10 protein-coding genes are annotated in these 19,585 nt (G+C 71.5%); 4 read left to right on the forward strand and 6 right to left on the reverse strand.

What is annotated here, in order from left to right; all coding sequences use genetic code 11:
- The first annotated feature begins 46 nt into the window (after positions 1-46).
- The 3 genes from FHY03_RS17890 to FHY03_RS17900 all read left to right on the forward strand — a co-directional run bounded on the left by FHY03_RS17890 (position 47) and on the right by FHY03_RS17900 (position 3,858).
- Positions 47-1,309, forward strand: a complete 1,263-nt coding sequence (locus tag FHY03_RS17890) for a hypothetical protein (protein WP_183931893.1) — start codon at positions 47-49, stop codon at positions 1,307-1,309.
- Positions 1,306-1,650 (forward strand): hypothetical protein, encoded by a 345-nt coding sequence (locus FHY03_RS17895; RefSeq protein ID WP_183931894.1) that lies wholly within the window; start codon positions 1,306-1,308, stop codon positions 1,648-1,650. The genes FHY03_RS17890 and FHY03_RS17895 overlap by 4 nt, the downstream gene beginning before the upstream one ends.
- 150 nt (positions 1,651-1,800) lie before the next feature.
- Positions 1,801-3,858: a hypothetical protein gene (locus tag FHY03_RS17900; RefSeq protein ID WP_183931895.1), complete on the forward strand. Its 2,058-nt coding sequence runs from the start codon at positions 1,801-1,803 to the stop codon at positions 3,856-3,858.
- Here FHY03_RS17900 and FHY03_RS17905 read toward each other — a convergent pair.
- Positions 3,838-5,202 carry an O-antigen ligase gene (locus FHY03_RS17905; RefSeq protein WP_183931896.1) on the reverse strand — a complete coding sequence of 455 codons (1,365 nt, stop codon included), beginning with the start codon at positions 5,200-5,202 and terminating at the stop codon, positions 3,838-3,840. The genes FHY03_RS17900 and FHY03_RS17905 overlap by 21 nt on opposite strands.
- 63 nt (positions 5,203-5,265) lie before the next feature.
- Between FHY03_RS17905 and FHY03_RS17910 the strand changes: the two genes are divergently transcribed.
- Entirely contained in the window at positions 5,266-6,825 is a 1,560-nt protein-coding gene (locus FHY03_RS17910) for a hypothetical protein (protein WP_183931897.1), read from the forward strand.
- On the opposite strand, the gene FHY03_RS17915 is transcribed toward FHY03_RS17910, so the two are convergent.
- From FHY03_RS17915 to FHY03_RS17935, 5 genes are all read right to left on the reverse strand, one after another.
- Positions 6,797-12,367 (reverse strand): autotransporter domain-containing protein, encoded by a 5,571-nt coding sequence (locus tag FHY03_RS17915; RefSeq protein ID WP_183931898.1) that lies wholly within the window; start codon positions 12,365-12,367, stop codon positions 6,797-6,799. The two genes, FHY03_RS17910 and FHY03_RS17915, sit on opposite strands and share 29 nt — an antisense overlap.
- A gap of 272 nt (positions 12,368-12,639) precedes the next feature.
- Positions 12,640-13,968 (reverse strand): bifunctional 2-polyprenyl-6-hydroxyphenol methylase/3-demethylubiquinol 3-O-methyltransferase UbiG, encoded by a 1,329-nt coding sequence (locus FHY03_RS17920; protein WP_183931899.1) that lies wholly within the window; start codon positions 13,966-13,968, stop codon positions 12,640-12,642.
- Positions 13,969-14,275: 307 nt separating this feature from the next.
- Positions 14,276-16,693 (reverse strand): zinc-dependent metalloprotease, encoded by a 2,418-nt coding sequence (locus FHY03_RS17925; RefSeq protein WP_183931900.1) that lies wholly within the window; start codon positions 16,691-16,693, stop codon positions 14,276-14,278.
- 323 nt (positions 16,694-17,016) lie between these two features.
- A complete protein-coding gene (locus FHY03_RS17930; RefSeq protein ID WP_260159393.1) occupies positions 17,017-17,712 on the reverse strand; it encodes an OmpA family protein in 696 nt (231 codons plus the stop codon).
- On the reverse strand, positions 17,709-19,526 hold the full coding sequence (locus FHY03_RS17935) for a sodium:proton antiporter (protein WP_183931901.1): 1,818 nt from the start codon (positions 19,524-19,526) through the stop codon (positions 17,709-17,711). Before FHY03_RS17935 ends, FHY03_RS17930 begins: the two co-directional genes overlap by 4 nt.
- Between the last annotated feature and the right edge of the window lie 59 nt (positions 19,527-19,585).

Raw genomic sequence — 19,585 nt, forward strand, 5'->3', positions numbered from 1 at the left:
ACCAAGTTCGACGCCCGCCGTGCCCACCACGGCTATGGCTACGACTATGGCTATGCCTACGGCCGCACCGACCGTGCCAAGGCCTGAGCACACCAAAGCGCGGGAGTGGCTGACGCCGCGGCGCCGCGGCGAGTGGATCGCGCGCGGGATCGTGACGGCACTGCTGGCGCTGCTCGGCTACGAGGCGGTGACCTTCTCCGTCGCACAGACGATCAGACGCGCCCAACCGGCCGCGGCATACGCACTGGCCCCTTACGACGGCCGCGTGGCCGCGGCGTACGCAACCTCGCTCGCCGGCCCCGAGGCGAGCAGGAGCGACCGCTCGCGCGCCGATCGCCTCGCCATCGAGGCGCTGCGCCACGACCCCACCGCGGTGATCGCCGCCGCGACGCTTGGGCTCGACGCGCAGGTCCACGGAGATCTCGCCGCCGCGCGGCGCGCCTTCGGCTACGCGCAGACGCTGTCGCGGCGCGACGTTCGCGTCCAGCTCTGGTCGATCGAGGATGCGGTCGCGCGCGGTGACGTCCGCGGATCGTTGCGCTGGTACGACATCGCGCTGCGGGTCAAGCCGGACATGGGCGAGCTGCTCTTCCCGATCCTCACCGCCGCTGCCGCCGAGCCGTCGATCCGTCCGGCGCTGATCGACACGCTCGCCTCGCGGCCAATGTGGGGTGAGGGCTTCATCAAATATGCCGCCGGGCGCGGTACCGATGCGCGGGACACCGCCGCCTTCTTCCAGAGCCTGCAACGACGCGGCGTGGCGCTGCCGGCGAGCGCGCAGGCCGCTGCGGTCGACGCGCTCATCCGCCAGGGTGCCAACGCCACGGCCTGGTCCTTCTATGCCGCCACGCATCGCGGCGCCGATCCACGCCGCTCGCGCGACCCGACTTTCGCGGCGCTCAGCGACTTTCCCACCCAATTCGACTGGGTCGCGGTGACCAACGGCGAGGCGACCGCATCGCTCCAGCACGGCGCGTTCGACTTCTCCGCGCCGCCGAGCGTCGGCGGACTGCTACTGTGGCAACGTCAGATGCTGCCACCCGGGCGCTATCGGCTGAGCGGCGCCACGGAGGACATCGATCAGCCCGCCAGCTCGCGTCCCTATTGGACGGTGACGTGCGAGGGCGACGGCGAGGTGATGCGGTTCGATCTACCCGATTCGGCTGATCAGGGCGGCCGCTTCGCCGCTGCTCTCACGATCCCGGCGAACTGCCCGATCCAGCGGCTCTCGCTGTTCGCGCGGCCGAGCGACTCGGTCGACGGCGTCACCGGGCGTCTCACGCGCGCCGAAGTGACGCCTGCGGCATGACCGGGCCATCCGCACGCGCGCGCCGGTCGTGGCGTCGCTGTCCCGCCCTCCTCGCGCTGGCGGCGTTGCTCGCCAGCGCGGGCGCGGCCGCGCAGTCGGCGGGCGCAGCGTCGCCCAACGCGCGCAACGCCCAGACCGTGACCGGCCAGGTCGGACAGCGCCAGCGCCGCGATCAGGTGGTCGGCGTCGTGCCGACCGCGCGGATCGACAGCCGTATTCAGAACCGGGTGATTTCCAGGCTACAGACCCGTCTCGATGAGAATTATGTCGGCGTGCAGAGCGGCGCCACCGTGATCGAGAACGCCGGTGAGCGCAGCCGCCGTACCGGCGTGCGCCGCTGACGGGACCTGCGGCAGGCGGGGAACGTGACGAGGCAGAGGGCGCAGCGGTCGAGCGCGGCTGGTCGCGTGCGATCGCTGGGTTGAGTTCATCCTCCGGTCAAGCCCGCGCCGCCATGATCCGGCGAGAGCCAGTTCGGGAGTAGCATCATCGTGACCGATACCGACGCCCCCTCGCGCCGCGGCGTGCTGGCCTATGGCCTGTCCGGCGCGCTGCTGCCCGCTACGGCGACATCGGCCGGAGCGGCGGGGCTCTCTCCCGCATCGCCGCCCGGGGTTGCCGCTGGCGCGCCGGGACAGGCGAGCGTGTCGGTGCGCGACTTCGGTGCGCGCGGCGACGGCGTCGCGCAGGATCAGGCAGCCTTCGCCGCCGCGGCCGCGGCGCGGCCGCGGGGGGGGGCGCTGGAGATTCCTGCCGGCGTGTACCGCGTTGGCGGCCAGACCTATGGCCCGGCACGCGGCAACGTGCACGCGTTCGACCATGCCGAGATCGGCGACGAGGAGGTCATCGCCGTACCCGATCTCGCCGGCGGTGCGCGCGGCTGGTCGCTGCGCGGCTTCGTCCCGGCGTCGGGCGGGATCGCGCGCGACGGTGGCGCGGCGGCGCGCGCCGTGACGGGGGTAGAGATCGCCGCCTACACAACCTACCTGATCACGCTGCGTACGCGGACCGACGCGGTCGGCGGTCTCGCCTTCGCGCTCGCGGGCGAGCCGCTCTTCACTGTCCGCGACCATAGCTATCTGCCGAGCGGTCGCGATACCTATCAATTCGCCTTGTTCAGCTATGCCACTGCGGGCCCCGTCGAGTTCGAGATCACCGCCGACCCCGAGTGGCGCGGCGTGATCGAACGCGTGTCGCTGCGCCGGGTGCGGTGCGAGGCGCCGTACGACTTCATCAGCCTCTCCGCCGACCAGCGGAGTTTCGCCAACCCCCAAGGCATCAAGTTCGGCCGTTTCCTCGCCGGCAATATCGCGATCGGGGACCGCCTCGCCGGATCGCTCTTCTCGGAGAAAGCGGCGTGGAACGTCGCGATTGGCGCGCGGGCGCTGTCAACGACCACTGACGGCTTCGAGAACACCGCGCTCGGCGCCTTCGCGCTCGAGTATAACCAAGTCGACCGCAACACGGCTGGCGGCTATTCCGCGTTCCGCTACAATACCAAAGGTATTCAGAACACTGGATGGGGCTACAAGACCTTCGGCCGCAACTCGACCGGCAGCAACAACACCGGCGTCGGCTTCTGGGCGAGCATGTATAACAAGACCGGCGGGTTCAACTCGTCGTTCGGCGCGCTGGCGGGCTATTACAATTGCCACGGCGAGTATAATTCGGCGTTTGGCGCTCAGGCGGGTCTGCAGAACGATGGCGGCAAGGGCAACACCTATGTCGGCGCGATCGCCGGCCCCTACACGGCGGGCGCCAAGACCTTCGCTTATGACCTATCGACCTGTGTCGGTGCCGAGAGCCACGCTTATGGCTCGCACACTACCGCGATCGGCAGCCGGGCGCGCTGCGGCGCGGATCCTCACGCCGGTGGCAGCGCGCTCGCCGACGGCGCCACGGCGGTCGGCCATGCGGCGGTGGCCGGCGGCGAACGCACGTTGGCGGTGGGGGGACGCGCCAGCGCCACGGCTTCCGCCAGCGTCGCGCTCGGCCATGACGCGCGCGCCGGCGCGCCGGGTGCGATCGCGATAGGCCATTCGGCCGGGATCAACCTGACGGCAGCGCGATCGATCAGCATCGGCGAGGATGCCAACCACTTCGCCGCCGAGCGACATCATGAGAATTGCGTCGCGATCGGGCACGGCGCGCGAAACACGCGCAGCGATCAGGTCGTGCTCGGCAACGCCGCTACACAGGACATCTCGATCGGCCAGGCGGACCTCACGGTCGCGGTGGATCCGGCGCGGCAGCGCGCGCCGCGTCCGCTCGTCGCGCGTGACGCGAGCGCCTTTGTCAGGAACCTCGCGCCGATCGCCTGGGAACAGGACCGCGCGCCGGCACGGCTCGGTGCCGGGTTCGACGCGGCCGCCCTGCTGGCGCTGCAGGGACGCTCCGCGCTGCGCACCGCGCCCGTCGTCACTCGAACGGAGGCGGGGGACCTATCCTACGCGCCGATCAATCTGATCCCCGTGCTGGCCGCCGCGCTGCGTGACGCGCTGGACCGGATCGAGGTGCTGGAGGCGCGATCAGCTTCCCGATCGCGGTGAGGCTGCGGCTGAGCGGCGCGATGCGGCGCGGGGGAACGCGCGCGCCGTCTTGCCAGCGGCAGCGCTGGCGGCGGGCGCGGAGAGGGCGACCGCGGCGACCAGCGCGACCAGCATGACCAAGCGAGCATGATAGAAGACGCCGTCCACGAGCGACATGATCAACAGCGCGTCGAGTGCCATCTGCAGCGGTAAGATATTCTCCCGGGCGCGGTCGCGTCGCTGCACCGCCGCCCACAGCCTGGCGATCAGGTACAGCGCCGCGGCCGTCGCCGCGATGCCCCAGCTCTCCAGCATCTGTATCGGTGTGTTGTGCGGATGCGCGAAGCTGACGCCGTGCCAGTTGACCAGCCACATCATCGAGCCTTCGCCCCAGCCCGTCAGCGGTCGCGCGCGGAACAGGTGCAGCGCGGCTACCCACAGGTCGACGCGACCACTGGTGAAGCCGCCGACCCCCGTCGCCGGCGGCGTGATGCGGAAGCCGAACGACTCGCTCGGGGGGAGCAGCTGCTGTGCCACCGCACCGCCGAGCAGCAGCGCGGTGGCGACCAGCAGCACCGAGGCCGGGCGCGGCAGATGGCGCCGCCCGACGATCGTCAGCGCGATCGCTCCGGCGACGCCGAACAATGCCGCCCGCGTTCCGGACCAGCAGACCGCGCCGCCGAGCAGCAGCAGCGCGGCGAAACCGAGGCGCACCCCGCCCAGCGCACGCGGGTCGCGCCAGACCAGACCGATCGCGAGCGTCAGCACCGCACCCCACTCGATCCCGAAATGCCGGACGCTGAGGTAGCCCGGCAGCGCCGAGGTCCACACGATCGCCTCCAGCGCCGCCGGCGAGCCTGTCGGCGCAGTGAGGAAGTGGACGGCGAGCAGCGGCAGATAAGCGATGCTCCCGGCGACCAGCAGCATGATCCAGCGCCGCACCGCGTCGGCGTCCGGGGAAGGGCAGAGGTGCCATAGCGCGGCGCCGAACAGCAGGTGGATCGGCCAAAGTGCGGCGCGCATGAGCGAGAAGGGCATCGGCCCGGTGACGAAGACGGTACCCCACCAGAAGGTCGCGAGGAAGAGGACCAAGGCGACACGCGCGCCGCGCGGCATGCGCCGGAAGGTCGCCGCGTAGGAGAAGCCGCGATGCCGGGCGAGCAGCACCACCGCGATCTCCACCGCAGCGTAGAAGAGGTCAAGCTGGCGTACGACCTCGAACCACGACGGGTGCACACCGTAGGAATAGGTCCGGAACGTGAGTCCCGCAGCGATCGGCAGCAGCGCCAACGACGCGACGAGTCGCGTCCAACGATCGCTCGACGAGAGCTGCTCGATCCAACCACGGGCGGCGCGATATACCATGCGGCGGATCCTGCCCGACCGCGGATAACATATCGTAAACAGATATTTGCCATGAAAGCGCCGATGCACTCCGGCTCAATCGCCCCGCCCGCGCGATCGCGCGGCATCGCGGCACCCGCGCCGCTGTGGCTGTACGCGAGCATCGTCGTCGCGGCGGTCTTGATCCGAGCGCCCGCCTTCGGTGACCCCAATTACCACATCGACGAGGGCTTCTACCTGCTCGTCGGCGACCGGATGCGCGATGGCGCGCTTCCCTATGTGGACCTGTGGGACCGCAAGCCGTTCGGCCTGTTCGTGATCTACTGGGCGATCGCGGCGATCGGGGGCGCCAGCGCGAGCGCGGTACAGCTCGCCGCAGGTGCGAGCGTGGCAGCCACCGCGATTGTGCTCGCGCGCGTCGCGCGGCGCTGGGTCGCCGACCCGGTCGCGCTGCTCGTCGCGATCACCTACGTTGCTGCACTGGAGGCGCTGGCCGGCGGCGGGGGGCAGACACCGGTCTTCTACAATCTGGCGATCGCGGCGATGGCGGCGTGGTCGGTGCGCGCGCGCGACGCGCCCGACCACGCGCAGCTCACCCGCGCCGCGGTCGCGGCAGCGCTGTGCGGCGGCATAGCGCTGACGATCAAGCCGACCTGCCTGCCCGAATGTGTCGTGCTGGGAGGGTTCATCGCCGCTCAGCTCACGCGGCACAGCGGAAGCATGCGTGGCGCGTTGCCCCGCATCGCTCTCATCGCCGCGATCGGCGTGCTCCCGTCGCTCACCTGCGTCGCTTACTTCATCGCGATCGGGCACGGCGCCGACTATCTGTTCGCGACTGTCGTCTCGGCGACGCGCCGCTTGCCGCCGTCGCTGGACGAGCGCGTCGCGCAGGCGCGCTACCTGGTACCGCGCCTCGCGCCGCTGAGCCTGATGGCGGCGGCCGGCGTGGCGCTGCTCTATCGCACCGACCGAGGCGACGCGACGTGGCTGGCCGCCTGGATCGGTGCGGCGCTCGTCGGCTTCCTCATGGTGCCGAACTTCTACGACCATTACGCGCTGCCGCTGTTACCCAGTCTTTGTGTCGCGGCGGCACCGGTGTTCGCGCGCCCGGCAACCGGCGCGATCTTCGCCGCCATCGTTGCAGGTTGGGCCCTGCTGCTGGCGGGCTGGCCGGCGATCGAGCGGACGCAGCGATCGCGCGCAGCGATGGCGACGGCGACCGAGCTGATCCTCTCGAACCGCGGCGGCCACTCGCTCTACGTCTTCGATGGACCGCCATCGCTGTACACGCTGACGCGCGCGCCGCTACCGACGCGTTGGGTCTTTCCCGAGCATCTCGCCACCAGCGAGGAACGGGACGCGATCGGGGTGGCGCCACTCGGCGAGCTCGCCGTCATCCTCCGTCGCCATCCCGCGGTGATCGTCGCGGCGGACGGCGACGGCCCACGCCACCCGTCGCCCGCCGCGCACCGACTGGTCCGGGTCGTGCTGGCGAGGCGCTACCGACGCGTCGCCAGCGTCTACCTTCCCGATCTCGCCGGCGGACGACGTGTCGGGATCTTCGCGCTCCGCGGGTCCGTTGCGCCACCCGCGGCAAGCGCACCCGCCACCCCGCTCAGAAGCGCAGCCGCACCCCGGTCGTGATCGACTCCTGGTGGTCGTCGCGCCCGGTCTGCGCCGTGGCGGCGCTGAACAGGTTGACCGCGGCGCTCAGGCGATAGTCGATGCCCGCCGCGGCGGTGCCCACCACCGACGCGCGCGACGCGCCGACCGCGTCGAGCCCGAGCGGCCCGCCGGTGAAGCCCGCCAGCGCGCCGACGCGGCGCCCCTCGACCTGGTGGCGCAGCCCGAGCGCGACGTGCGGGCGGAAGCGCGCGTCCGAGGCGTCGTCGCGCGCCAGCGTCAGCCCGGCGTCGACGAAGCCGGCGACGTGGCGCTCGCGCGCGACCTGGAGCGCGAACGGGCTCGCCCCGTCCTCGCTCAGCCCGTCGCGCGTGGTGCGCACGTAAGTGACACCGACGCGCGGGCGCAGCGTCCAGTCGCCCCCGACCGCGAGCGTGTGGTGCAGCGACGCGTCGCCGACCCAGCTGTGCAGCCCGTAGCGCGCGCTCGCCGCGACCGTGCCGGGCAGCGCGCGATCGGTGCGCGCCTCGCCGCCGTCGTACAGCAGCGAGCCGCTGAAGCCCCAGCCCGCCGGCGCAGTGTAGCGCGCGTGCACGCCGGCCACGACGCCGTCCGCGCGCGTGCGTGCGCCCAGCGCGCCGATCTGCTGGCGGCCGTTGAGATAGCCGGCGAACGCGCCGACCATCCAACCGCGATCGCCGTAGCCCAGCCCGCCGAGGAAGCCGTAGCTCTGGGCGCGCGCGGCGCTGCTGCCGCTGGCGGCGTCGCCGGCGAGCCGGTGCCACTGGCCGACCGTCTGCGCGAAGGTGAACGCGCCCGCCTCGGCGCGGTCGGTCGCGAAGGCGCCGCCGCGCGCCACCTGCGCCAGCGACAGCGCCTGGTCGACGCCCAGCTGGGTCGCCGAGGCATAGGCCTCGGGGGTGAGCCGCGCGAAGGCGCGCGCGTCGGTCGCGCCCGCGGCGTCGAGCAGCGCGGGCACCGCGGCGAGCAGCGCGGCATCGCGCGGCGCCGCGGCGAGCGCGGCGTTGACGTAGGCGACGCTGTTGGCGGCCTGAGGCGCCAGGCTGGTCGGCTGGGCGAACTGCGCGAGCAGGCGCAGGCTGCCCGCGTCCTGCACGACAACGCCGGGCTGGCTGCCGGGCAGCTGCACCGTCGTGAAGGCACCGTTCACCCCGCCGGTGGCGGTGATCAGCTGGTAGCTGGTGCCCGCGCGCAACGGCGTGTCGGAGACGAGCTGCAGCGTCGCGCCGGACGCGATCGATACCGCGCCGTTGACGACCAGCCGGTCGTACACGCTGGGCGTGATCTCGAACAGCGCGGTCGCGCCGCCGGCGAGCGCGACGTTGCCGTTGACGGTCATCGTGCCGGGCGAGGCGCCGGGGCTCAGCGTGCCCGCGATCGCGAGGTTCGCGTCGACCGTGCCGGCCGAGCCGAAGGTGGCGCCGCGCGCGACGGTGATCAGCGGCGCGCTGATCGTCGAGCCTGCCAGTCCGACCAGCCGCCCGCCGCTGACGTCGAGCTGGCGCAGCGCCGCGGCGCCCGCGATCGTCGCATAGCCGCCGGTCACCGACAGCTGCTCGACGTCGGTGAGACGGGTGAAGGCGATCGGCGTCGCCGCGGTGCCGCCGGTGACGGTGACCGTGTCGGTGCCGGCGCCGCCGTCGATCGCGCCGCCGAAGCTGCCCGCCAGCGTGACACGGTCGTCGCCGTCATCGAGGAAGATGTCGCCGATGAGGCGGCCGGTGCTCTCGATCCGGTCGGCACCGGTGCCCAGATCGATCGAGCCGATGATCGTGCCGATGTTGACGATGGTGTTGCCGCCGTCGCTGCCCTGGATCGCGCCGGGAAGATAATAGCTCTGCCCCAGGGAGTCGCCCGACGCGATCGTCGCGCCCGCACCGCCGCGGATCGTGCCCGCGTTCACCAGCGTGAGCACGCCGCCGTCGGCGGTGATCGCGGTCGACTGGCCGCCGGTCGACTCGATTACGCCGCGCGCGTCATTGGTCACGGTCAGCGCGGCATCGGCGTTGCCGTAGAGCGAGAGCGCGGTGGCGGGGATGGCGAGATACGGATCACCGACGTTGACCGTGTCGCTGCCGCCGTTGGCGCGGATCGTGCCGCCGTTCGTCACCGTGACCGAGCGCGCCGCGGGATTGCCGGAGAGGCTGAGGACGCCCAGCCGCACCGCGCTGCCCGCGGCGCCCGTGGCCTCGATCAGCCCCTGATTGTCGAGCGACAGCGCGGCGTCGCGCGCGAGATAGCTGCTGGCGGTGACGCGCAGCGTCGCGTCGGCCGCCGACATCGTCCCGCTGTTGGTGAAGGCGAGCGTCAGCGCGCGCGGGTCGGTCACGCCGAAGGAGAAGTCGGTCCGGTCGAGCGCGGTCGCGCCGCGAATCGTGCCCGTGTTGCGCGCGGTCAGCGCCGCGCCGGCGCTCAGATAAAGCGCCGACTGCTGGCCGCCCGGCGCGGCGGTGATGCTGCCCTCGTTGGTGAAGTCGCGCACCGTGCCGACGATGCTGCCCGTGACGTCGCCGCGATTGACGAGGCTGGCCAGCGCGCTCATGTCCGCGTCCGGCAGCAGCTGAGTGCTCACCGCGCTGATGGTCCCGGTGAGCGTCGCGGTGTTGACGATCGTGGCGTCACCCGTGAGCAGCAGGTCGGTGGTCAGCGGTGCGTCGGCGCGCAGCGTCAGCACGGTGCCCTCGCCGGTCGCGCGCGCACTCTCGCGCTCGAAATCGGCGAGCAGCGGCGCGCCCAGCGTCACGGTCGCGCTGGTGTCGCGCGCGTGGACGACGGTGTCGTAGCCGTCGCCGCCGTCGATCGTGCCGCTCACGCCGGTATCGTCGCCGTAGCTCACGAACTGGTCGTCGCCGCTGCCGAAGCGCAGGTCCCCCGCGATCGTGCCGCCCTGCGCGACATAGGTCGCCGGGGCGTAACTGCTGCCGTAATCGTTGAAGCCGAGCAGCACGTCGCCGGTGATCGTGCCCGCGTTCGTCAGCGTGCCGCCGTACATCCGAACAGCAGTGCCGCTGCCCGCGATCACGCCGCCGGTACGGTTGACGATCGTGTCGGTAGAGCCGCCCGCGATCACCGCGGCGGTCGCGCTGCTGACGAGCCGGCCGCTGTTGTCGATGGTCGTGCCGCTATACTGACCGCGAACAGCCGCGCCGGCGACCTCGATCGTGCCGGTGTTGACGAGGTCGAGCCGACTGTAGCTGCCGATGATGCCGTCTGAGGCCGAGCCGCCCTCGACCTGGCGGATCGCGCCGGTGTTGACGATGCGCCCTGCGCTCGCGGCGCTGACCGCGCCGCCGAGCAGGATCGTGCCGGCGTTGGTGTAAGTGTCGCGCTCGCCCAGGCTCACCGCGGTGGCGGGATAGAAAGTGGCGCCCGGCGCGCGCACCAGCGTCAGCGTACCACGGCTGGTGACCGCCACCGCGCCCGACGTGGCCGGCTGCTCCCCCGGCGCATAACTGACGAAGCCCGATCCGATCGCGGGCGAGATGTCCGCGACGATGTCGCCGCTGACGTCGACGCTGCCGTTACCCGCGAACAGGAGCGGCGCGCTGGCACCGGTCAGCGTCAGCGCCGCACCGTCGAACAGGTCATAAACGATCGAGGCGAAGCCGGCCGGGGCCGCGGCCTCGGCGGCGCGCGTTTCGCGGACGCGATAATGCAGCGCGCTGTTGGTGGCGTCGACCGTACCATTGATCCCGGCAAAGGTGCCCGTGCCGCTGCCCGCGAGCTCCACCACCAGCGTGTCGCCGCTGCCCAGCGTTAGATTGCCGTTGAGAACGCCGCCCGCCGCGGCGAAGTAGCGGTTGCCGTTGTAGCTGTCGCGGCGCGTGTCGCCGCTGAGCGCGACATCGCCGTCGATTGTCCCGGCGTTGATCACGGTGGCGTAATAAGGCGACCTGCCGCCGCTGGCGCCGATCGCGAGCGTGCCGCCGCTGATCCGTCCGCCCGCCCGATTGTCGATCGTGACAGCGCCATCGAGCTCCACCGCCGTTCCGGGCGAGCTGAGCACGCCGGTGTTGACGAAGTCCCGCCCGAGCCGAATCGCCGCGGCCGCCCCGGCGATCGTGCCGCTGTTGCTCGCCGGCCGACCCGATCCGTCGAGGACCGCGCCGATCCCGCCGTAGGAGTTGATCGTCCCGCGGTTGGCGAAGGCCATGCCAAAGCCCGAGACGCCGGTACCGCCCGCGGTGATCGTGCCGTTGTTGACGAAGTCGATCCCCGCGGCGGTGACCCCCGATCCGACCGCGGTGATCGTGCCGTTGTTGGTGAAGGTCGCCGCGTTGTTGTCGATCCGCACACCGTCGCCGGCGGCGTCGATCAGACCCCGATTGTCAAGCACGCGCGCGTTGGTCCACACCGCGGTGCCGCCACTGACGGTGGTCCGCAGGGTGCCGGCGTTGACGAAGACGGGCGGCTCGGAGAAGCCCACCCCGGTCACGACCTGCACCCCCCCGGTCAGCGCCACCTGGTTCACGATCGTGCCGGGGCCGCCGATCTGGATCGGGCCCGTGAAACCGTCACCCAGCGTGACGGTGACGCCGGACGCGGCGACCAGCCCGGTCTGCTCGAAGTTGGTCGGCAGCGGCACTGCGCCGAGCGTGACGTCGGCGTCGATGCCGAGGCGCAGCGTGTCGACACCCTCGCCGCCGTCGATCGCGCCGGTCACCCCGGTGATCACCTGGCCATCGACGTACTTCGCCACCAACGTGTCGTTGCCGCGGCCGAAGGTGAGATCGCCGCGGATCGTGCCGGCGGATGAGTCGACCGTGGCGTCGTAACCGTTCCCCGACTGCGCGAGCACCGCCCCCTCGATCGTGCCGCGGTTGGTGAGCGTATTCAGGAACGAGTCGATCGCGACCCCGCCGGCATCCCTGATCAACCCGTCGTTGACGATACCGCGGACCAGACCCGAGATGCCGTCGATCACGCCCGTGGCGGTGTTGGTGATGAGCGGGTATGGACCGGATCCGATCGCGCTGTCGATCAGGATCGCCGGGCCGGCGGTACCCCGCATCGTGCCGGCATTGGTGAGATCGGCGGTCACGTTCGCATCGAAATTCCAGAAGTCGCGGCTGAGCACGAGCGCGTGCGCACCCGTGACGAGCGCGCCCTGCGCCACGCTGATCGTCGCGGTCGCGGTCGGCCTCACCAAATAGACGTGACCTGGCTCGCAGAATCCCGGAGCTACCGTGTAGCCGGCGCAACCCGCGCTGTAATACGCGGCCGCGTTGACGCGGATGCCGGCCACCGCGCCGCCGTCGACGATGCCCGCGATCGCGACGCGGACGTCGCTCGCGCCGACGTCGATCGCCGCGGCCTGGCCGGCGCGGACGATCGCGTCGGCGGCGACGTCGACAATCGTGCCGCGCGTCTGGACGAACAGGCCGTCAGGGTCGGTACCGACGCAGCTGGTCGTCGCGTCGGCCACGGTCGGGTCCGGGCTACACTGCGCTGCCGCCGGGCTGCTGGCCGCGCCGATCGCCACGATGCTCGCGCCGAGCGCGAGCGTCCACCGGCGCACGCGCACCGAACCCTGCTTGTTCAAGTTAGTTAACCCCCGGATAACACGCGATTCCCCAATCGCAGGTCAGCGTGCTAGTCGGTTCCGGGCCGTTCCGTCGAGTGAATTTTTCGACCCAGATTGACCCAAGCGCCCATCAGGAGCGCCGGCAGCGATGACAACGGCTTCCTTCGTGGGTCTAGCAAGAAGGTCCGCGATCCGCATCGGCGATCGCGTCGGACGATCGGGTCTGAACGCGCGATCGGAAGCCTGGCGTGCGAACCTGCCGAGCGGCCGCGACCGCGCGTCGTCCCAGGTTACGCCACCTGCTCGATGAACGGCAGCGTGACTTCCCAATCGAGCGCACCCGTCACGACGGCCCTGATCTCCACCCCGCTGACCGGGGTGGCGAGCTGAATGCGCCGGACGAGCAACTTGCCATCGACGAACTGATCCGCGGGAAGCGCCTCTTTCCAGTGCGTGGTCGTACCCCGGTCGCTCACAACATCGATCTCGATCGACGCGCCCGACGTGGCGCTCCCGGCCTTGCAACGGCCGGAGAAATTGAACTCGTACGTTCCCGCGTTCAGATCGATATAGGGCCCGTAGAGCAGCGCGCCCTCGCGTCCGTCAGTCTGGCGGAACCCGCGCTGGCCCAGCACATCGCTGCGGTGACCGGCGAGGCTGTGGAAGCGGCTCTCGGGCAGATTGAAGCCATTCGGACGTACCGGACTGAGGCCGATCGCCGTCGCCTGCTGGGCGATCTCGGCCCGTCTGCCATCGTCCATCGTCGCCACGGCGATCTCTCCACCGAGCACGCCGCCCGAGAAGAAGGCCAGGGTCATGCCGCAGCGCGCGAAGCAATCGCGGATGAAGTCGTGCGACCAGCCGGACTCGAACCATCCGAGCGAGCGCGCCACGAAGAGCGATTCCTCATCGAGGCGGAGACCCCAGTTGCGCCACCAGATCGCCTGCACCGGCTCGCCGGCGAAGGCGATGACCCCGCCCGCCTTGAGCTTCTTCTTCAGTGTCGCGATCAGCTCCCACGGTTTCAGGCAGTGGTGCAGCGACTGGAAGAAGAAGGCGGCGTCGTAGTGATCGTCTTCCAGTACATCGACGTCGTCATAGTTCATCTCGCTACGAACGAGGTCGAGGTTGCGGATCGCCGCGCGCTCCCGGCTGACCGCGCCGAGACCAGGATCGATGTCGATGGCGTGAACTTTGCAATCGGAGAAAGCGAACAGCTCGGAACTGAGACCATGGCCGGCCCCCATATCGAGGACCCGCGGCTGTCGCGGCAGCGCACAGAGCGAGAGCATCGTGGCGAGGGCGCGGACATGCTCGCTCGTCGCGCGCGCATCGTTCAGCCCGAGCGGGTTGGCGCTCGCGAGGAGCGCGTCCCTGTCGATCGGATGAAGCTCGCCCTCATGCTGGTTCAGCTCTCGCCCGGCGATCTCACGATACAAGGCCAGCTGCTGCTCGAAATACTCCGCCGAGTAGGGCGACAATGACTGATCGACCTTTGTGTCGAATGTCAGGTCGATCGGGAGAAATCGGCTGGCGACATCGGGGTGGCGTAACTCACCATTCCTCGCATTCACCGCCTCAACGAATTGGTCGAGTTGAGAGACGTGGAGCTCGGCCATGGTTCATTCCTACTCGATCGCGGGCTGCGAAGATGGCCTGCGGGACAGGTCGCCCGTTACCAACGTGGGACGCAGATTGGCAATCGCTCTCCTGCTGTCGCTGGCAATTCGACGGCGGGTGCAGATCGCTCGCGTGCGCCTCCCCTCGGCCGACGCGAGCCCGTGCGCGCCGTCGCGCTGTGCCGCCTGCTGTTCGCAGACCGTTTCGGCGGCGTCGAGCGGCGGAACGGAGCATCGCGCTCGCGGCGACGCTCGCGGTCCTGGCCGGGCACGGTCGCGTCTGGCTGGCTGCGTGCTGCGCCGGCGCTCACCCGATCGGCATGCCCGGCGGGACCGCGGGCGGCCGCGACGCCGGCGCGAGCGCGCGGTCGAGCGCGTCCTTGTCGCCGAGCAGCCGCGCCACGCCCTGCGCCCAGGTGTCGCGCCGGTCGTGCGCGAGCCGCTCGCGCGTCGCCACCAGCGCGGCCTCGAGCCGTAGCGCCACGTCCGCGCCGGTCGCGGTCGCGCGCGCCGCCGCGGCGATCGCCAGCAATGTGCGTAGCGCGATCCGCTGCGCCACGGCGTCGTCGTGGCGCGCCACCACGTCGCGGTCGAGCCGGTCGAGCAATGTCTCGACGCCGGGCAGCGCCGGGTCGGCGGCGTGCTGGAGGTGGAGCCGGGTGAGCCGCGACGGCGCCAGCAGCGTCTCGAGCGTGACCTGCGCCGCCACGTCGGTCGCGACCAGGGGATCGAACACCGCGCCGCCCGCGGTGTCGAGCACCTCGCTGTCATATTGCGGGTCGGCGCTGCCGTTGACCCCCGCCGACAAGGTCAGCGCCAGCGCGGGCGGCACGGTGAGCGCGGCGGGGCTGAGCGTCGCCATCAGCGCGTCGAGCGCTTCTCCCTGCTCCGCCGCGGTCGCGCGGGTCGGGGGCGGGGCGCTGTCGCCCGCGGTGGCGTAGCTGTAATGGACCCCCCCGAGCGTCTTGCCGATCGCGGCCACGGCGTAGCGGTGGAACAGCCACAGCGGCACGAAGCTGCGGCGCAGGTCGGCGAGCGGCGCGCCGGGGTGGAGCACGCCCGGGCCGAAGCGCGCCAGCGCGACGCGGCGCACCGCCATCACGTGCGCGAGGTCGGCGGGCGAGTCGGTGCCCTCGGTCCACATGCTGTCGCCCGGCACCGCCAGGCTCGAGTCACGCCCGTCGATGTCGGTGAGGTAGCGCATCCCCGCGCGCTGCGCGGCGTCGGCCTTGGCCATGGCGGCGACGTCGGGATCGGTGCCGGGGACGGGCTGGCCGTAGAGCCAGTCGACGGTGAACTTGTCCCACGCGCCGATGCCGCTGGCGTAGGCGTCGGAGAGGTCGATCGCGTCGCCGTCGAGCGCGATCTTGGCGAAGGGATAGTCCATCACCGAGGCGCGCTCCTGCGTGCTCGCCGCGAAATTGTGCGCGAAGCCGAGCGCGTGGCCGACCTCGTGCGCGCCGAGCTGGCGGATCCGCGCCAGCGCGACGCGGACCGGATCGTTGGCGGTGCCCTTGTTCTCCTCGGCGGTGCCGACCAGTCCCTCGAAGATCCAGATGTCCTGGCGCAGCCGCAGCCCCTCGAGCACGACATTGCCCTTGATGATCTCGCCCGTGCGCGGGTCGGTGACGCCGCCGCCATAGGACCAGCTGCGCGTCTGCCGCTCGTTCCAGTTGACCATGTTGTAGCGCACGTCCTGCGGGTCGGCGTCGGCGGGCAGCACGCGCACCTGGAAGGCGTCGACATAGCCGGCCGCGTCGAACGCCTGGTTCCACCACGCCACGCCCTCGGCCAGCGCGGTGCGGATCGGCTCGGGCGCCTTGTTGTCGATGTAGAAGACGATCGGCTTTCGCACGCGCGAGCGCGCCGCGCCGGGGTCAAGCTTGTCGAGCCGGAAGTGGTTGGCATATTGCTGCAGCACTGGCGCGCCCAGCGGCGTATTGAACTCGTACACCGGCGTCGCGAAGGTGCCCGAGCGGATGTCGAAGCGGCGCGGCACGAAGCCCGGTGCGGGCAGCCGCACCAGCGAGTGGTGGACGGTGAAGCTCACCTGCCGCCCGTCGGGGGCGATCGTGTCGACCTCCTGGCCCGGCGTGTCCGAGGCGTAGGTCTGTACCGCCTCCATCTCGATATTGTCGGGGAAGGCCTTGACCGAGCCGGGGTCGACCGCGCTGAGCGAGTCGACCAATTTGAAGCCCTTGGCCGCGGCGTTGAGCTTGTCGGCCAGCCGCATCGTGTCGCGTAGCAGCAGCGGGGCGAGGTCGACCGTCACGGCGCCGCCGGGCGCGGTCGCGGCGACGTCGAGCATCGCGACCGTGCTGAACGGGAAGTCCGCGCTCGCGCCGCGCCGCTCGAGCGCGTCGCCCGAGGAGCGGTAGCGCGGGTTCTCGAACACCACCGCCACCTTCCTGCCGAGCCGGCGGAAGGCGAGCAGCTGGGTGTCGCCGACCATGCCGTGATCGATCCGGATCGGCGCCGAGCCCAACCCGGTCTTGAGCGCGGTGGCGTAGAGGAAGCGCCCCGAGACGCCGTCGGCGTCAGGGGCGGGGAGGGTGACGAGCAGCTTGCCGCTCTCGCGCTCGACCGTGACCGGGAGCAGCGTGGCGGTGGTGGCTGGCACCGCCGCGGCGGGGGCGCGCTGCGCGAACACGGCGGGGGCGGCGACGCTCCCCGCGAGCAGGAGCGACGCGCCGAGCGCGCGGCAGAGACGGTCGGTGCTGGTCATGCGGCCCCTTCGTGTTGCGACCTGACCGAGGCTAGCACGCCGGGCGCCGAGTATCCTGCCTCTTCTGCCGGGGGCGGGCACGACACCATGCAGGTCGCGGCATCATGCAAGAAGAGGCTGGCCGATCCTCCCTCTCCGGTGATCGTCGCGTCATCTCTGCACGTTATCCTGCGCACGCAGGAGCCCAGGGTCACGCACATCGTGAGGGGTGGTTCTGCGTGACCCTGGTTCCGGCTTTCGCCGGAACACGGGCATGCGCCGACCGTGCCGAGCGGTCGCGCGACGATCCCCCGCGACGTGCGGGGCGGCGCCGGCCGCTCCCCCTACTTGGCCGCCGCGGCATTGCCGGCGACCGCGTCCCCGCCCTCCGCGGCCGGGGTAGGCGCGGGGGTGGCGGCCGGAGCGGGCGCGGGCGCAGGCGGGGGCGGCGCGACATGCACCTCGACGCGGCGGTTCTTCTGGCGCGCGACGGGATCGTCGCTGCCGTCGGGGTGCGCGTTGGGGACGAGCGGGGTGGTCTCGCCGAGTGCGATCACGGTCAGGCGCGCCGGGTCGATCCCCTTGGCGGCGAGATAGTCGCGGACCGTCTCGGCGCGGCGGCGCGACGCGCGCAGGTTGGCGCGATCGTCGCCCCGCGAGTCGCTGTGGCCGCGCAGCGTGAAGGCGCCGCCGGCGCGCGCCGCGGGGCTGGCGACCAGCGCGTCGAGCGCCGCCTTGGCGTCGTCGGTCAGGAGCTTGCCGGCCTCGTCGAAGCCGACCACGACGTCCTCGGCGCGCACCGCCTCCTCCTCTGGCGCGGGCGCGGTGACCTCGGGGCGGAGGATCGATTTGGCGGGCGCGACCGCCTCGGCCTCGTTGCCGGGCACGGCGACATTGTCGGCGTTGTCGGCCGCCTCGGCGACGTCGGCGGCGTTGCCGCGGTCAGCCGCGGGCGGCGACGAGCAGGCCGCGAGCGCGAGCAGCGTCGCCATCCCGACGGCCTCGATCGCGCCGATCCGCCTGGTCTCCGTCTCGCTCATACGCTCACCTCCTGCTGCGCGCGTCGCGGCCCGGCGGGCGGGCCGAAGCTGATGATCGTGTCGCCCGACTGCGGCACCGGCCGACTGGCGTGCGAGAAGAAGCGCAGCGGCGCGCCCTTGCGCAGCAGCAGCAGCATGTCGGCCTCGTCGGCCATGTCGGCGCGCGCGGTCGCATAGTCGAACTTGTCGGTGATCCGTGTCTTGCGGAACGCCCAGCCGTCGTCGACGCGGCGGACGATCTCCTCGACGCCGTGCCCGCTGGTGAAGAGCGCGCGGCCGCGCAGCGAGGCGGGCAGCGCGCGCCGGTCGTCCTCGTCCGTGCCGGCGCCGAGCTGATACACGTTGTCGCGGCCGAGCTCGGGGGCGAATTCGTTGCACACCAGCGCGTTATACGCCTCGTTGTCGGTCGTGGCGACGAGCACCTGGTAGCGCGACAGGTCGAGCCGGTCCTCGGTCGCCTCGGCGAGGATCTCGCCGTGATAGGTGTCGATCCCGCCGCGCCGCGCCGGCGCGAGCCGCTGCCAGCTGGTGTCGCAGATCGTCACCGGCACCTCGAGCTGGCGCAGTTGCGCCGCGAGCGCGTGGCTCCACGGCGTCGCGCCGACGATCAGCAGCCCGCGCTCGGTCGCGCCGGTCACCTTGAGCCAGCGCGCCACCGCGCCGATCGAGAAGCCGTGCGCCACGATCGTCGCCACCACCACCGCGAAGGAGAGCGTGACCAGGATCGAGCCGTCGTCATAGCCGAGATTGCCCAGCCGCAGCGCGAACAGCCCCGAGATCGCCACCGCGACGATGCCGCGCGGCGCGATCCAGGCGACCAGCAGCCGCTCGTTCCAGGGCACGCGCGTGAAGGCGAGGCTGAGCAGCACGGTGGTGGGGCGCACCAGGAACAGCAGCGCCAGCAGGAAGGCGGCGAAGCGCCACTCGAAGCGCTCGAGCACGCCCAGGTTGAGCGTCGCCGACAGCAGCACGAACACGCCCGAGATCAGCAGGACGGTGACATTCTCCTTGAACGGGTGGATGTCGCGCAGCGAGTCGAGCCGCAGGTTGGCGAGCGTCACGCCCATCACCGTCACCGCGAGCAGCCCGGTCTCCTGCTGGACGAGATTGGACACGACGAAGGTGCCGATCACCGCCACCAGCAGCACCGGCGCCTTGAGATATTCGGGCACGTGCCCGCGCGGGAAGGCCCAGGCGACCGCGCGCGCCGCGCCATAGCCGATCAGCCCCGACACCACGCTCGCGGCGAGCAGCGACAGCAGCAGCTGCGGGATCGTCACGCCCTCGCCGGCGCGGCGGAGGTACTCGTAGGTGACGACGCCGCACAGCGCGCCGATCGGGTCGTTGACGATCGCCTCCCACTTGAGGATCGCGCGCGGCCGCGCCGCGATGTTGCTCTGCCGCAGCAGCGGGAGCACCACCGTCGGCCCGGTGACGACGAGGATGCCGGCGAACAGGATCGCGACCGGCCAGACCAGCCCGCCGATGTAATAACAGGCGAGCGCGCCGAGCAGCCAGCCGACCGGCACGCCCACCAGCAGCAGCCGCGTCACCGCGCCGTCGGTGCGGCGCAGCTCGCGGAAGTTGAGGCTGAGCCCGCCCTCGAACAGGATGATCGCGACCGCGACCGAGACCAGCGGCTCGAGCAGCGCGCCGAAGGTGCGATGCGGGTCGATCAGGCCGGTCACCGGCCCCGCGACCACGCCCGCGACGAGCATCAGCGCGATCGCGGGCCAGCCGGTGCGCCACGCCACCCATTGCGCGCCGATGCCGAGCGCGCCGATCAGCGCGATGACGAGTGCCTGTTGTTCCATCCGATGCGCATACGCGTGACGGCGCCGAAAGGAACCGTGCCCGCGCCCGTCCGCGGCGG

The sequence above is a fragment of the Sphingomonas sp. BK345 genome (assembly GCF_014193845.1).
Taxonomy (GTDB): Bacteria; Pseudomonadota; Alphaproteobacteria; order Sphingomonadales; family Sphingomonadaceae; genus Sphingomonas.